This window comes from Kribbella sp. NPDC050241, from assembly GCF_044459685.1.
Lineage (GTDB): Bacteria > Actinomycetota > Actinomycetes > Propionibacteriales > Kribbellaceae > Kribbella.
This window is the reverse complement of record NZ_JBITJE010000004.1, coordinates 632,797-646,713: the sequence shown is the minus strand read 5'-3', so window position 1 is coordinate 646,713 and position 13,917 is coordinate 632,797. Positions and strand designations below refer to the sequence as shown.

The following is a 13,917-nucleotide window of genomic DNA, read 5'->3' as shown; positions in this document are numbered from 1 at the left end:
CGGCGCATGAACATCGTCTGGGCCCTGGTGGTCACGGTTCTCGTGACCGCGGTCACCGTCACTGCAATGCTCCTCGTGCGCAGGCGGGCGCCGGAGGGCAGCTACTTCAGCGACGGTGACCGCGCCTCGGGCGTCTTCGGTGTACTCGCCACCGGATTCTCGGTCCTTCTCGGCTTCATCATCTTCTTGTCGTTCACCTCGTACGACGATTCGCGAGCCGGCGCCGAGACCGAGGCGACCATTGTGGCGCAGCAGGTTCAGACCGCCCAGTACCTGCCTGACAAGACCGCGGCGGCGCTCACCGGCTACCTGATCTGCTACGCACGGTCCGTAGCCGGACCGGAGTGGGTGGCCATGGACAACGGCACGCTCAGGAACTCCGTCAACCCGTGGGGTGTGCAGATGTTCCTGACGATGTCGGCCGTCAACCCGAGTACGCCGACCGAGCAGTCGGCGTACGACCGGTGGATGGATCAGACCGCCCAACGGGAACAGGCGCGCATCGACAGGGTGCACGGAGCGGAGGGGATCATCCCGACGCCCTTGTGGCTGGTCCTGTCGGTGATCTCGGTGGTGATCTTCGTGTACCTGTTGTTCTTCGCCGACCGGGCCGAGGGCGCGGTGACGCAGGGCGTCCTGATGGGCAGTGTGACGGTGGTCATCACACTGCTGCTGTTCCTGCTCGTCTTTTTCGACCATCCACACGGCGCAGGAGTGGGAAGGTTGGAGCCGACCGCGATGACGCGAACCATCAGCCTGATCGATACCCAACTCGAGATCGTCGGGCTCGAAGTGGCCCCTCCGTGTGACGAGCATGGCAACCGCCGCTGAGGAGAAGCCCGATCGTGGCCGCACCTGGCAGGAGGTGCTGGTCACCGTCCTGCTGGTGGTCGCCGCCGTCGGGACCTCGTGGAGCAGTTACCAGGCGACCCGGTGGAACGGCGAGCAGGCCAAGGCGGCCGGCCGCACGAACGCGATTCGGATCGACGCTGCCCGGGCGCAAGGCCAGGCCCAGGCCCAGACCCAGGTGGACGTCGCCACCTTCATCGCGTGGGTGGACGCGGATCGCCGAGGTGACGCCGCCATCGCCGACTTCTACGCCGAGCGTTTCCGCCCGGAGTTCCGGCCCGCGTTCAACGCCTGGATGGCGACCCGCCCGGCCACGAACCCGGATGCGCCGCCGACGCCCTTCGCCATGCCGCAGTACCAGCTCGCGTCGCGGCAGGAGGCTGAACGGCTCGACGCGGCTGCCGCGGCCTCCGCGACCGACGTGCTCCGCGACATACAGATAGCCAGCAACTATGTACTCACCGTCGTCCTGTACGCCGTGGTCCTGTTCTTCGCCGGGATGAGCACCAAGATCGCCCGTCGCCGCCTGCGCTGGATCCTCCTCGGGGTCGGCTGTCTCGTCTTCGTCGCCGCCATCGCCTGGATCGCCACCTTCCCGATCAGCGTCGAGATCTGAGCGGTCGCTCGTCCCCTGGGGATGATGCCGGGCCTGAGGTGGTAGGTCAGCCTGGTGCCATCCTCCGCTGCGGCGGAGCGGTTCGATCACGACGTGACAAAGGAGTGAACGACAGTGGCACAAGGGGCTGCAGCATCGCAGTACGAAGGCGCGGGCGAGGAACACGAGGTCAGCGGCTGGGCGGTCGGCTTCATCCTGTTCGCCGGCGTCATGATGGTCATGTCCGGAGGCTTCCAGGCATTTTCCGGTCTGGTGGCACTCTTCGAGAACGAGTTCTACGTAGCCACCCGTGACTACCTGTTCCAGTTCGACGCCACCGCGTGGGGCTGGATCCACCTGCTGTTCGGCATCGTGGTGATGCTGGCCGGGTTCGCGGTCATGGCGGGCCAGACCTGGGCGCGGGTGGTGGGCATCATCCTGGCCGTGCTGAGTGCGCTGGCCAACTTCACCTTCATCCCGTACTACCCGTTCTGGGCAATCACCATCATCGCCATCGACATCTTCGTCATCTGGGCGCTGGCCGTACACGGTCGCGATCTCCACGACGCCAGAGCCTGACGGCCGACGAGAGAGGACCGAGATGGCTGAGAAAAGAGGCGGGGGCGTCCTGGCCGGCATCGTTGTGTTCGCCGGCTCGCTGCTCGTGGTGATCGGAATGGTCAACGTCTTCCAGGGATTCATCGCCCTTTTCAACGACGAGCGTCTGGCGATGACGCGGAACAACCTCATCGTCGTGGACACGACCGGGTACGGATGGGTGCTGCTCATCTCCGGGCTGCTCATGCTGGGCGTGGCCGCCGGCCTGCTCGCGGCACAGACGTGGGCCAGGTTCGCGGCCATCGTGCTCGTGTGCCTGCACGCGGTGACGCAGATCGCCTGGCTCGGGGCCTACCCCGTCTGGTCGCTGCTGATGATCGCGCTGGACACCGTCGTACTGTTCGCGCTCACCGTCCGGTGGTCCGACGTACGGGAGCGGATCGGTGGGCAGGGCGACGTGGACTGGAACGAGCAGGAAGAAATCCAGCTCTCTGCCACCAAGCAGCGCATCCCTCCGATGGCCTGAGTGACGGCGCGGCGCCCCAGCTGGGTCCGTGACTCAGCTGGCTCGGCGCCGCGCATCGTCGACGTACGGAAGCGGGTTGCCGGATGCTCGTGCGCCGGAGGCGAGCCAGGCCGCCAGTCCCTCCGGAGATCGCCGCTGGAGCTCGTCGAGGTACTGCTGACGCTTCTTGACAACGGTCAGGCGCTCCGCGGCCGTCGCGGCAGTCTCCAGCAGGCGGAAGCTCCGGCGCCAGGCCAGGCACAACGCCTCATCGCCGAGGGAACTGAGCTCCGGCGCCGGGGCGGCCGCGGGACCGTCGGCAAGCGACGTCACGGAGTTATATGGTGTCGTCGGCTCCGGCCTTACGACGGGACGATCCCCGTTGGCCTTCCGTCGCGCCCGGACCAGCGAGGTGAGAGCCGGCGTGGTCAGCGCCAGGATCACCACGACCAAGACGCCGGCGACCTTGGCGACCGCGATCAGGCCCACGGCCGCGGGCGTCATCAGCCCGGCGCCGAGCGTGACCCGAACGACCCTGGCCACCGCGACCCGTCCGTCCCCTCCCCACATGGACGAGGCGACGACGGCCGTCGCCATCGCGACAACGACCACACTGATGACGACCCCGACCAGACCCCACGTGGCGATCGCGCAGACGAGACCGATTGTGGTGGCCAGGTAGACACACCACGACCGGATCGTTCGGCTCGTGCTGCGGGATGTGCCGGGATCGGGTAAATCGGCGCCGGATGACCGCCTCAGCTCGCTCACGTTCTCAGTCCTTTGCCCCGGTTCTCGATCGCGTTCTTCCGCCATCGAGCTCAGCGTCAGCATGCACCGGGCCCACAGGTCCTCGCCTCCTCCTGCCAGGGTGAAACGGGTCAGGGCTCTTGCGGCTGCAGGCGGGCGTGCGTCCGGCAGTGGCGAAGGCAGGCCCGCCTCACCCGTGCGGGGTGAGCTACCGCCGCCAGTCCTGGGGCAGCATGGGTAGGGTCGACGAATATCGGTGTCATTCCGTCTCGAAAGCTGCGGTGAAACCACCGCGCACCGCCCGTCGACCAGTCGAGTGGTCAATCGCCGGGAGGGGAGATGCCGGGCGGTCAGCAGGTAGGGGACGGGCGCGCACACCGCTTGATTCCGATGCACAACGGGGGGCAGACGGCCCGGCCGGATCCGTCGGCGACACCTTGGCGGACGGTGGTTCGGCAGCGTCTTCTGGACCTGGTGAGCCAAGGAGTACAGGGCCCGCTGACGCTTGTCAGTGCGCCCGCGGGCTTCGGGAAGACGATCCTCCTGTTCTCGTGGGAGGCACTCGGCACCTGGGGCAGCCCGGTCAAGCACATCACTGTGGACGCCGCCGGCGAGCACGCCACGGCTTCGCTGCAGTCCGTACTCGACGGCCTCCACCTGAGGGGGGCCGGCCTCGCCGAAGAGCCCGCGCTGGTCCTCGTGATCGACTGCGGCGATCTCACCCTGACGTCGGAGCTCTGGGACAGCGTCGATCGCCTCGTCCGGGGCAATGCAAGCGTGCGGATCGTCCTGCTGACCCGCGCGGATCCGCCGCTGCCGCTCTATCGCTACCGGCTGGCGGGCACCGTGACCGAGATTCGCGCCGCCGACCTGGCCTTCACGGTGGAGGAGGCCGCCGGCCTGATGCGGCAGGAGAACCTCGAGCTGACGCCGGCCGAGGTGGCAGAACTCTGCGCCAGGACGGACGGCTGGCCGGCGGGCCTGACGTTCGCGGCGATGAATCTGGCCGGGAAGGCCGACACCGCACAGGCCATCCGGGAGTTTCGGGGCGATATGGGGAACGTGGCGGCGTTCCTGATGACCGAGGTGCTGCAGACGCAGCCCTCCGCGCTGCGGGACTTCCTGCTCCGGACCTGCATCGTCGACAAGCTCTGGCCCGAGCTGGCCGAGGCGCTGACGGGTCGCGTCTGTGACCGTCGGTCGCTGGAGTTCTTGTCCCACGGGAACGCGTTCACCCAGCGGGTTCCCGGCACCGGCGACTGTTACAGCTACCAGTCACTCTTCCGTGAGTTCCTCCGGGCGGAACTGCTGTTCGAACGGCCGGCTCTGGTCCCCGAGCTTCACCGCACCGCCGCCGCCTGGTTCGCGCAGAACGGGCACCGGCTGACGGCGGTCCACCACGCCGTCACGGCCGGGCACTGGGGGGATGCGGCACGGTATCTGGTGGAAGAATTCGACTTCGCGCAGCTACTTGTCGGGCGCCGGCGGCAGCTACTGAAAGCTTTGGTCGCTGACCTTCCCGACGACGTGGAGGGAGCGGATGCCGCGGTGGTGCGGTCCGCTCGAGCACTCGCGGAGTTCGATGTCGAGCGGTGTACGGCGGAACTGAGCAAGGCTCGACGCAGCCTGGAGCAGGGCGTCCCACCACGGACACCCACCCACGAGCTGGCGATCAGCGTGCTGCAAGCGATCTCGGCGAGTCTTCGGGCCGATGTCACCACGGCGTTGGACGCCACGCTCGCCGCCGAGGCGGGCCTCGGCGCGGCATCGGTGGGATCGAGGGCCCTGCATCCGGAGCTGACGTTCCTCGTTGCCGGATGCAAAGGCCGGGTCCTGCTCCAGCGCGGTGACTTCCCTGGAGCCGCGGAGGCCTTCGCCGAGGCGATCGCGATTGCCGACGAAGCCGGTCTGCACGAGGCATTGGCAGACGCCTTGGGGATGGCCGCGCTGGTGGAGGCGGTGTGGGGACACCTGCGGCGGGCCGGCGAGCTCGCCGCGCAGGCGACCGCTTCAGCGGAGTCCGGGGCTCGCCTGGATGAGCCCCAGTCGGCGATCGTGGCCCGAGCCTGGGTGAGTGCGGACCAAGGTGAGCTCACGGCAGCCCGGGACCTGGTGCATCGCGCCGGGGACGCCGTACCGACGTTCGATGTCCGGGTTCTCGCAGCCCTCGCGGCCCTGGTCCGGGCAAGAGTGCTCCGGGCCGGAGGAGATGCCGACCTGGCTCGGGCTGAGCTGAGGGCGGCCGGCAACAGCTATCGCGGCGGAACTGACGATTGGCTCGGCCAGTCCCTCCTGGTGGACGAGGCGAAGATTCTTGTGGCTCAGCACCTGCCACATGAGGCCATCGCTGTGATCGAGCACTCCCCTGGCCGCCACCAGGTCGAATCGATCCTCGTGCTGCAGCGGGCGGCTACAGAGGTTGGAGTGCGGGGTCCTGCGTTGCCGTCTCCGGTCACGCAGCGGGCCACATCCCTGGAGACGCAGATCGACAGCTGGCTGGTTCAAGCCGCGGAGTCGATCAGAGCCGGCGAGTCCGGCCGGAGCGATCTCCATGTGGAGCGCGCCTTGCGACTGGCCGCGCCCGAGCACCTCCGCCGTCCGTTCTCGGACGCGCCGCCACCGCTGCGAACGTTGCTCCAGCCAACCGGCGAACTGATGCGGCGTCACGCCTGGCTCCGCGCGCCGAGATCCACCCGCGACGGCGCCGCGGATCAATCGACTCGCAGCCGCTACGAACTCGTCGTCACCGTCGCCTTGAGCAGCAAGGAGCACGAGGTGCTGGAGTACCTCGCCGAGCTCCTGACCACCGAAGAGATCGCCAGCATCATGTATGTCTCGGTCAACACGGTCCGCAGCCATGTGCGGAGCATCCTGCGCAAGCTGAGCGCCTCCCGGCGCAACGAGGCCGTACGGCGAGCGTGGGAGCTGGGTCTGCTTCCCCCACGCCCCGAGATCTGAGGTGAGAAATGAGCGGCCTCCATCAGCTCACCGCTGACGTCCGTGCACTGCTCGCGGCGTACCGGTTCGAACCCGTGACGACGGAGGCGGGGCGGTGACGGAGGGCACGTTCGCGGTCCTCGCGCTTCTGATCCTCGCGTGGGCAGTGATCTCGGGCCTCCTGGCCCGCTGGAACATCACCGGTCCGCTGGTGTTCGCGGTCGCCGGCTATGCACTGGGGAACCCTGACTGGGGCCCGCTCTCGGTGGACGTCGAGGCGCCCTCCGTCCATCTGCTCGCGGAGCTGACGCTGGCGCTCCTGTTGTTCTCCGATGCTGCCAGAGTCAACATCTCCAGGTTGAAACGAGACATTCGCCTGCCCGGCCGCCTGCTGGCGCTCGGCCTTCCCCTGTCCGTGATCCTGGGCTCTCTCCTGGCCGCCTGGTTCTTCGACGATTTCACCTGGGCGCTCGCCGGCTTCGTCGGCGCCACGCTGGCTCCCACCGACGCTGCTCTCAGCGCCCAGGTGATCAACGATCGCCTCATCCCCGTGCGCCTGCGTCGCGCACTCAACGTGGAGAGTGGACTCAACGACGGCATCGTCACACCGATCGTCACGTTCACGCTGGCTGTCGCCGCCGGTGAACTCGGCATCGAAAGTCACGACGGCGCCGACCACGGCGGCGGCGCGCTGCTCGAACTCGCCGTCGGGCTCATCGCCGGCCTTGCGATCGGGACAGCGAGCGCCTGGCTGTTGACAGTCGGCTCGCGACGGCACTGGATGATTGCCGACGCACGGCCAATCGGAACGCTTGCTGCCGCACTCAGCAGCTTCGCCCTCGCCGTCGCGTTCGGCGGCAACGGATTCATCGCGGCGTTCGTGGCAGGCATCGCCTTCAGAGCAACGCTCGACGAGCAGACTGTCGACGCGGACACCGTCGTCGAGCTGCCGGAGCTGGTCGGCGAGGTTATGGCACTCGCCGTCTGGTTCCTCTTCGGAGCCGCGCTGCTGCCGATCGCCCTGCACAACTTCGGCTTCACGCTCCTCGCGTACGCCGTACTGAGTCTGACCGTGGTCCGCATGGTTCCGGTCGCCCTGTCCCTGCTCGGAGCGGGTCTGGACCGCAAGACCGCTCTGTTCGTGGGATGGTTCGGGCCGCGCGGCCTGGCCTCGGTCGTGTTCGCGCTGCTGGCAGTCGAGGAGCTCGGCGAGATCCCGGTGGTCGAGCGCGTCGTCGCCGTCGTTGCGCTCACCGTGTTCCTGAGCGTGGTACTCCACGGTGTCACGGCCGGTCCGCTCGGACGCCGCTACGTCCACCTCGAGCAGGCCGACGAAGACCAGGGCGGCGGACCTCGATCACGACGTACGTCCAGAGATCTCGGCAGCCCCGACGCCCTTCGTAGCGACCAGCCGTGACAAAAGCCCTGTCCCACAACAGCCGGCAGCGCCATCAGACCGGGCCAGTTTCGGGATCGCTCTCGCGGGGTACATTTCGGCTGCTGTTATTCGGTCATCAGCATGCCGCTTGCGACGCAGAAAGTCTGAAATCATGGGCTTCCAGCCCGGCGACGGAATCGATCGGCCCCGGATCGACGAGTCCGAGACGGCCTCGCTCAGAGAGCAGGCCACCGGCGTACTCGCCGCGTATCACCACATCGAATTGGCCGAGGCAGGCATGCTTCTGATCGTGCTGGCCGAGTATCGCGACTGCTCGGTCGATGCACTGGCCGCCGAGGTACTGCGCACGGCAGTCACGCACCCTGCGGGGATCGACGAAGCACCTCAGTCCCGCGACTTCTCTCCGGAACGAAGCGGCACAGCGGAGTAGCAGCCCTGTCCGCTCGGATCGTCCTGCCGGGATGAGGTTGCGGCGGTCGCCGGTCCCTAGGCTCGACAGCGCCGGGACAGGATGAGGCCCTTTCTGGATGAGGCCCTTCTGAAGGAGGCGACCTGACGTGGGCGCACATCCCGTACGCCGTTGGCTCCGGTCGGAGCGGCCGAACGTGCGCGCCGATGTGGTCGCCGGTCTGCCGGGCGCGATCAGCAGCGTGCCGGACGGGATGGCAACCGCAGTACTCGTCGGTGTGAACCCGATCCACGGCCTGTATGCGTCGTTCGCCGGTCCGGTCGCGGGAGGGCTGTCGTCGAGCACCCGGCTCATGGTGATCACCACGACCTCCGCGGCGGCTTTGGCGGCCGGGTCGGCACTGGCGGACGTGGATCCCGCGGACCGGCCGGACGCCGTGATCCTGCTGACGCTCATCGCCGGTGTGGCGATGATCGTGGCGGGGGTCGCAAAGCTCGGGCGTTACACGCGGTTCGTGTCGCACTCGGTCATGATCGGGTTCCTGACCGGGATCTCGGTCAACATCTTCTGCGGCCAGATCTCCGTCCTGACCGGCGCGGAGGCCAGTGGAGGATTCGCGCTGGCCAAGGCGGTCGACGTTGTCACCCATCCGTCGCGGATCGACATCCCATCCCTGCTGGCGGGGCTGGCAGCCCTGGGCATCCTTGCCGGTCTGTCCCGGACCCGCCTGGCCCCGGTGGGCGCACTGGTCGCGCTGGTCGTCCCGACCGCGGTGGTGATCATCGCCGGTGCCGATTCGGTGACACGGGTGGAGGACGTCGGGGAGATTCCGCCCGGTATTCCGCTGCCGCACCTGCCGGACCTCAGCCTGCTGTCGTTCTCCCTGGTGACCGGTGCGCTGTCCGTCGCCGCCATCGTCCTCGTCCAGGGCAGTGGGGTCGCCGAGGCCGCACCCAACCGCGACGGAACCGTCTCGAACCCCAACCAGGACTTCATCGCGCAGGGCGTGGGCAACCTCGCGGCCGGCTTCTTCCGCGGTCAACCGGTCGGCGGCTCGGTCGGCCAGACCGCTCTGAACCAGGCAGTCGGCGCCCGCACCCGGTGGGCTGCGATCTGTGCGGGTCTGTGGATGCTGGTGATCCTCGCGGCCTTCTCCGGCGTGGTCGGAGTTGTCGCCATGCCGACCCTGGCCGCCGTACTCATCTTCGCGGCCGTCGGCTCGCTCAGGCTGGGCGAGCTGAAGACGATCATGCGCACCGGCCCGACCTCACAGATCGCGATCGTCTCGACGTTCGTCGCGACCTTGTTCCTTCCGATCGCCGCCGCCGTCGGGATCGGCGTGACGCTGTCGCTGCTGCTGCAACTCAACCAGGAGGCGATGGATCTCAAGGTCGTCGAACTGAAGCCCGCCGGCGACGGCCGGTGGATCGAGCACCCGGCTCCCAAACAACTGTCGAGCCACCAGACGATCGTGCTCGACGTCTACGGCAGCCTGCTCTACGCGGGTTCCCGCACCCTCGGCGCCCGGTTGCCCGATCCGGCCGGCGCCGAAGCGCCCGCCGTCGTACTCCGGCTCCGTGGCCGGACCTCCGTCGGCGCGACCTTCGTCAAGGTCCTGGCCGACTACGCTGCCGCCCTGCACGCGGTAGGCGGCCGCCTGTACCTCAGCGGCGTCGACCACGGCCTGGCCGAACTGCTACGCCGTACCGACCGAGTGGATGTCTCCGGTCCGGTCACCGTCTTCGAGGCCAGCGAACTGGTCGGGGAATCAACCGAAAAGGCCTTACGCGAAGCAGAAACCTGGGCAGTCGGCCATCGCACCGACACCCCGGATCAGTGAGCGTCGAGGGGGTTCCCGGCGATTCTGCCGGTGAGGCCGGACTGGATTGCGCGGGCGGCGGAACTGGTGGGCTTTCGGTCGGCTTGGGACTGGAAGCAGGTGAGGAACTCGGTGGTGAGGTCGAGGCGGGGGTGTTGCTGGAGTACCTCGGCTCGGAAGGCGGGAGTGAAGTCGTCGATGTTCTTTCCGACGATGTCCACTGCTGCGGCGCGCGACAACAGGTGACCTTCGGGGTCGTCGGCCGCGTCGACGTCGGGCCACATGTGCCGGACGATGACTTCACCGAGGCGTTCGCGGCGCTCGCTCGGCCAGCCGGCACCCGCGGCGAACACCCGGGCGACGTGGCCGCCGGCCTCCTCGAAGGAGACGGTGTGGCTGTCGAACTCCGCCACCAGGCTGATGTCGTGGAACATCGCAGCCGTGAACAACAACTCGGCGTCGTACTGGATGCCCTGCTGCGTGCCGTACGCGGCCGCCCACACGTAGACGCGGTGCGAATGGCTCAGCAGGGCGGGTGACAGATACGCGGAGACGATCTCCAGAGCCGCTGACGACGCGGCCGTACCAGGAATGGTCATGCTTCGACGGTACGGCGCGAAAGGCCCGCACCACTGGTCCAATCCGGCTGCACGGTCATGGGCCAGCCACCGCGGAAGCGGCCCATCACCTACGCCGTCAAATGGCCCACCGGTGGCGGGCCGCAAGCGCGTACGGTCGATGTCGAAACCATCACAACGACTAGCGCAAGGATCTTCATGCGTGCCATCACAGCCCGGGACCGCGCGGCCGGCGTCGGCGGATTGACCCTGACCGATCTCCCCTATCCGCACGCTTCGGAGAACGACGTCATCGTGCAAGTGCACGCCGCCGGCTTCACCCGTGGCGAGCTGGACTGGCCAGGGACGTGGACCGACCGCGCCGGCCACGACCGCACGCCAACGGTCCCCGGCCACGAACTGTCGGGTGTCGTCGCCGAGCTCGGCTACGGCACCACCGGGCTGACGGTCGGGCAGCGGGTCTTCGGACTGACCGACTGGAGCCGCAACGGCACCCTCGCGGAGTTCACCGCCGTCGAGGCCCGCAATCTGGCCCCGCTCCCGGCGAACGTCGACCACGTCACCGCAGCCGCTCTGCCGATCTCCGGCCTGACGGCCTGGCAGGCGCTGTTCGACCACGCCCAGCTGAAAGCAGGCCAAGTCGTCCTCATTCACGGAGTCGGTGGCGCCGTCGGCTCCGTCGCCGCACAACTGGCCCGCGATGCGGGAGCCCACGTCATCGGCACCGGCCGAGCCTCCGACCAGGCCATGGCCTCCGATCTAGGCGTCCACGCCTTCCTCGACCTCGATCGCGAACGCCTCGAGGACGCCGGGGCGGTCGACGTCGTACTGGACGTCATCGGCGGCGACATCCGCGACCGCTCCACCGCGCTGCTGCGCCCCGGCGGCACCCTCGTCACCATCGCCGATCCACCCACCGTCCACCCGCACGACGGCCGGGCCGTCTTCTTCGTGGTCGAGCCCCACCGCGAACAGCTCGCCCAACTGGCGTCCCGCCTCCACGAAGGCCGGCTCGTCCCCCTCGTCAGCACCGTCCGTCCTCTGGCCGACGCTCCGGCCGCCTTCACCGAACGCGGCAGAACGATCATCCAGGTGACCACGGACTGATACGGCCCTTTGTCGGGACGCGCCGGTAGTGTCCTGCCCGTGGACGTTGGGGAGCGCATTCAGGAACTTGCCGATCAGATCGTCGTACTGCGGGACGCCTACTACCGCGGTTCGCCGTCGGTGGCCGACGCGGAGTACGACGCGATCGAGGACGAGCTGCGGACACTGATCGACGCCAATCCGGAGCTGGCGCCCGACCCCAACCCGTTGGACCAGGTGGGTGCGCCCGCGGTCCTGCACGCGCCGATCCGGCACTCGCGGCCGATGCTGTCCCTGGAGAAGGCGACCCGGCCCGAACAGGTCGAGGGCTTCTTCAGTCGCTTCCCCGGCCAGTCGGTGGTGGTCATGCCGAAGCTGGACGGCCTGTCACTCGCCCTCGTCTACGAGAACGGGCGCCTGGCACGAGCGATCACCCGCGGCGACGGGACGACCGGCGACGACGTGACCCCGCTCGTGCGGGCACTCGCGGACGGAGTCCCGGACCGGCTCGACGTCCAGGACCGCACCGAGGTCCGCGGCGAGGCGGTCATGTTGCGCTCCACCTTCGCCGCCTACAACGCCGCCCACCCCGACAAGCCTCTGATCAACCCACGAGGCGCCGCCGCCGGCACGCTCCGCGCCAAGGATCCGGCCACCGTCGCCGAACGACGGCTGCAGTTCCTGGCCTTCGACCTGCTCAGCGACCGCGACTCCGCCGACGCCGATCTCGAGCGCGCGCTGCAGACGATGGGATTCACCGTCGCCGACATGCGCCACTGCGACGACGCCGCGGCGGCGCAGGCGGTGATCGCGACGATCGAGCAACAACGCAACGAACTGGACTACGACCTGGACGGCGCCGTACTGCGGTTGGCGGATCGGGACGCCTTCGCCGCGGCCGGCACCCGTTCCAGCTCGCCACGCGGCGCTCTGGCGTACAAGTTCGCCGCCGAGGAGAAGACCACCGTGCTGGCCGACGTGGTCTGGGACGTCGGCAAGACCGGCAAGATCGCGCCGGTCGCCTGGCTGGAGCCCGTCTTCGTCGGCGGTACGACGGTCACGCGCGCGACGCTGGCCAACCAGGAAGTGATCCGCGCACGCGGCATCAAGATCGGTGACACGGTCCTGGTACGCCGTGCCGGCGACGTGATCCCGTTCGTGGCCGGCGTACTCGACGCGTCCAAGCGCACGGGCGCGGAGCGGGACATCGTGCCGCCTGCCGTGTGCCCGTCGTGCGAGCAGCCCCTGATCGAGCAGGGCAACAGCCGCGAGCTGTTCTGCACCAACGTCTCCTGCCCAGCCCAGACCGTACGGCGGCTGATCCACTGGGCATCCCGGGCGGCCGCCGACATCGACGCCATCGGCGGGGTCTGGATCGAACGACTGGCCGAGGCCGGGATCCTCGAACACCCCTCGGACTTCTACCAACTGACCGCTGAAAGGCTGCTGGAGTTCGATCGCATCGGGGACATCTCGGCTGCTCGCATGATCGAGTCGATCGACACAAGCCGCCAGGTCGGCCTCCGCCGGGCCATGATCGGCCTCGCGATCCCGATGGCCTCCGAAGGCACCGCGGCCAGGCTGTGCCGCGCGGGCTTCGCTTCCCTGGAAGAGGTTGCCGACGCGGGCGTCGACGGGCTCGTCGCCGTCGACGACATCGGTCCGAAGGTCGCCGCCTCTCTGATCGAACACCTCACCCGGCTACGGCCTGAGCTCGAACGGCTTCGCGCGGCCGGCGTCTCGCTCGACGTACGCGACGAGGACCTCCCACCGGTCGTCGCGGCCGGCGCACCGCTGGCCGGAAAGACGGTGGTCGTCACCGGCTCGATCAGCGACCCCCGCTCCGGCGAGAAGGTCGCACGCCCGGCCTTCCAGCGACTCTGCGAGAAGGCCGGCGCCACCATCGCCTCCTCGGTCTCGGCCAGCACCGACTTCCTCATCACCGGCGCCGACGTCGGCGCCGCAAAACTCACCAAGGCCGAAAAACTCGGCGTCACCGTCGTCGACCAATCCGAGATCTGGCAACAACTCCAGGCCGCCGACCTCCTCAACCGCTGACCCCAGCAGGATGTAGGTGAGAGGACTCTCATGCTCGCCTAAGGTTTGGCGCGCATATTGCTCCGGTGGTCGCCCGGGAGGATGCCCGGTCTGCGGTCGGTCGGGTGCTGTGGCCGATCTGTGCGGCGATCATGGCGCTGCACGTCGTGGCCGTCGCGGTGCGGACCCTCCTGCGTCCGGGCGGCGGCGTACTGGCCGATGTGCTGAGCCTGCTGAATGCCGCGCAGGAGCGCTCGCTGGCGAGCTGGCGTGTTCTGACCGCAGTCCGAGTACGCCGCTCAGACAGCCGCCTGACCGTGTCCTACGACTGTCCGTAGTCGCCGCCTGACGCTCGGAGATCGTCCGACGTGATCAGGAATTTGCTCGTGTCCGGC

Annotated in this window: 13 protein-coding genes; 11 read left to right on the top strand and 2 right to left on the bottom strand. The window is 68.5% G+C overall.

What is annotated here, in order from left to right; genetic code table 11:
- Window positions 1–6 precede the first annotated feature (6 nt).
- From ACIBG5_RS23225 to ACIBG5_RS23210, 4 genes are all read left to right on the top strand, one after another.
- A complete protein-coding gene (locus tag ACIBG5_RS23225) occupies window positions 7–831 on the top strand; it encodes a hypothetical protein (RefSeq protein WP_396393556.1) in 825 nt (274 codons plus the stop codon).
- Window positions 815–1,465 carry a hypothetical protein gene (locus tag ACIBG5_RS23220; protein ID WP_396393555.1) on the top strand — a complete coding sequence of 217 codons (651 nt, stop codon included), beginning with the start codon at window positions 815–817 and terminating at the stop codon, window positions 1,463–1,465. The genes ACIBG5_RS23225 and ACIBG5_RS23220 overlap by 17 nt, the downstream gene beginning before the upstream one ends.
- A gap of 114 nt (window positions 1,466–1,579) precedes the next feature.
- A complete protein-coding gene (locus tag ACIBG5_RS23215; RefSeq protein WP_396393554.1) occupies window positions 1,580–2,023 on the top strand; it encodes a hypothetical protein in 444 nt (147 codons plus the stop codon).
- A gap of 22 nt (window positions 2,024–2,045) precedes the next feature.
- Window positions 2,046–2,528 carry a hypothetical protein gene (locus tag ACIBG5_RS23210; RefSeq protein WP_396393553.1) on the top strand — a complete coding sequence of 161 codons (483 nt, stop codon included), beginning with the start codon at window positions 2,046–2,048 and terminating at the stop codon, window positions 2,526–2,528.
- A 33-nt stretch (window positions 2,529–2,561) separates the two neighbouring features.
- On the opposite strand, the gene ACIBG5_RS23205 is transcribed toward ACIBG5_RS23210, so the two are convergent.
- The gene (locus ACIBG5_RS23205; protein WP_396393552.1) at window positions 2,562–3,278 is read right to left on the bottom strand and encodes a hypothetical protein; all 717 of its coding nucleotides are present in this window, start codon (window positions 3,276–3,278) and stop codon (window positions 2,562–2,564) included.
- Window positions 3,279–3,731: 453 nt separating this feature from the next.
- Here ACIBG5_RS23205 and ACIBG5_RS23200 point away from each other — a divergent pair, with 453 nt between their 5' ends.
- From ACIBG5_RS23200 to ACIBG5_RS23185, 4 genes are all read left to right on the top strand, one after another.
- On the top strand, window positions 3,732–6,215 hold the full coding sequence (locus ACIBG5_RS23200) for a LuxR C-terminal-related transcriptional regulator (RefSeq protein ID WP_396393551.1): 2,484 nt from the start codon (window positions 3,732–3,734) through the stop codon (window positions 6,213–6,215).
- Between the two features lie 94 nt (window positions 6,216–6,309).
- On the top strand, window positions 6,310–7,611 hold the full coding sequence (locus ACIBG5_RS23195; protein WP_396393550.1) for a cation:proton antiporter: 1,302 nt from the start codon (window positions 6,310–6,312) through the stop codon (window positions 7,609–7,611).
- A gap of 133 nt (window positions 7,612–7,744) precedes the next feature.
- Complete coding sequence (locus ACIBG5_RS23190; protein ID WP_396393549.1) at window positions 7,745–8,023, top strand: hypothetical protein; 279 nt, start codon at window positions 7,745–7,747, stop codon at window positions 8,021–8,023.
- Between the two features lie 127 nt (window positions 8,024–8,150).
- Window positions 8,151–9,842 carry a SulP family inorganic anion transporter gene (locus ACIBG5_RS23185; RefSeq protein WP_396393548.1) on the top strand — a complete coding sequence of 564 codons (1,692 nt, stop codon included), beginning with the start codon at window positions 8,151–8,153 and terminating at the stop codon, window positions 9,840–9,842.
- On the opposite strand, the gene ACIBG5_RS23180 is transcribed toward ACIBG5_RS23185, so the two are convergent.
- Window positions 9,836–10,420, bottom strand: a complete 585-nt coding sequence (locus ACIBG5_RS23180; protein ID WP_396393547.1) for a hypothetical protein — start codon at window positions 10,418–10,420, stop codon at window positions 9,836–9,838. The genes ACIBG5_RS23185 and ACIBG5_RS23180 overlap by 7 nt on opposite strands.
- Before the next feature lie 177 nt (window positions 10,421–10,597).
- Here ACIBG5_RS23180 and ACIBG5_RS23175 point away from each other — a divergent pair, with 177 nt between their 5' ends.
- The 3 genes from ACIBG5_RS23175 (at window position 10,598) to ACIBG5_RS23165 (ending at window position 13,860) form a co-directional block, all read left to right on the top strand.
- Window positions 10,598–11,506 (top strand): NADP-dependent oxidoreductase, encoded by a 909-nt coding sequence (locus ACIBG5_RS23175; RefSeq protein ID WP_396393546.1) that lies wholly within the window; start codon window positions 10,598–10,600, stop codon window positions 11,504–11,506.
- A 39-nt stretch (window positions 11,507–11,545) separates the two neighbouring features.
- Entirely contained in the window at window positions 11,546–13,543 is a 1,998-nt protein-coding gene (ligA, locus tag ACIBG5_RS23170; RefSeq protein WP_396393545.1) for an NAD-dependent DNA ligase LigA, read from the top strand.
- A 65-nt stretch (window positions 13,544–13,608) separates the two neighbouring features.
- Entirely contained in the window at window positions 13,609–13,860 is a 252-nt protein-coding gene (locus ACIBG5_RS23165; RefSeq protein ID WP_396393544.1) for a hypothetical protein, read from the top strand.
- The last annotated feature ends 57 nt before the right edge of the window (window positions 13,861–13,917 follow it).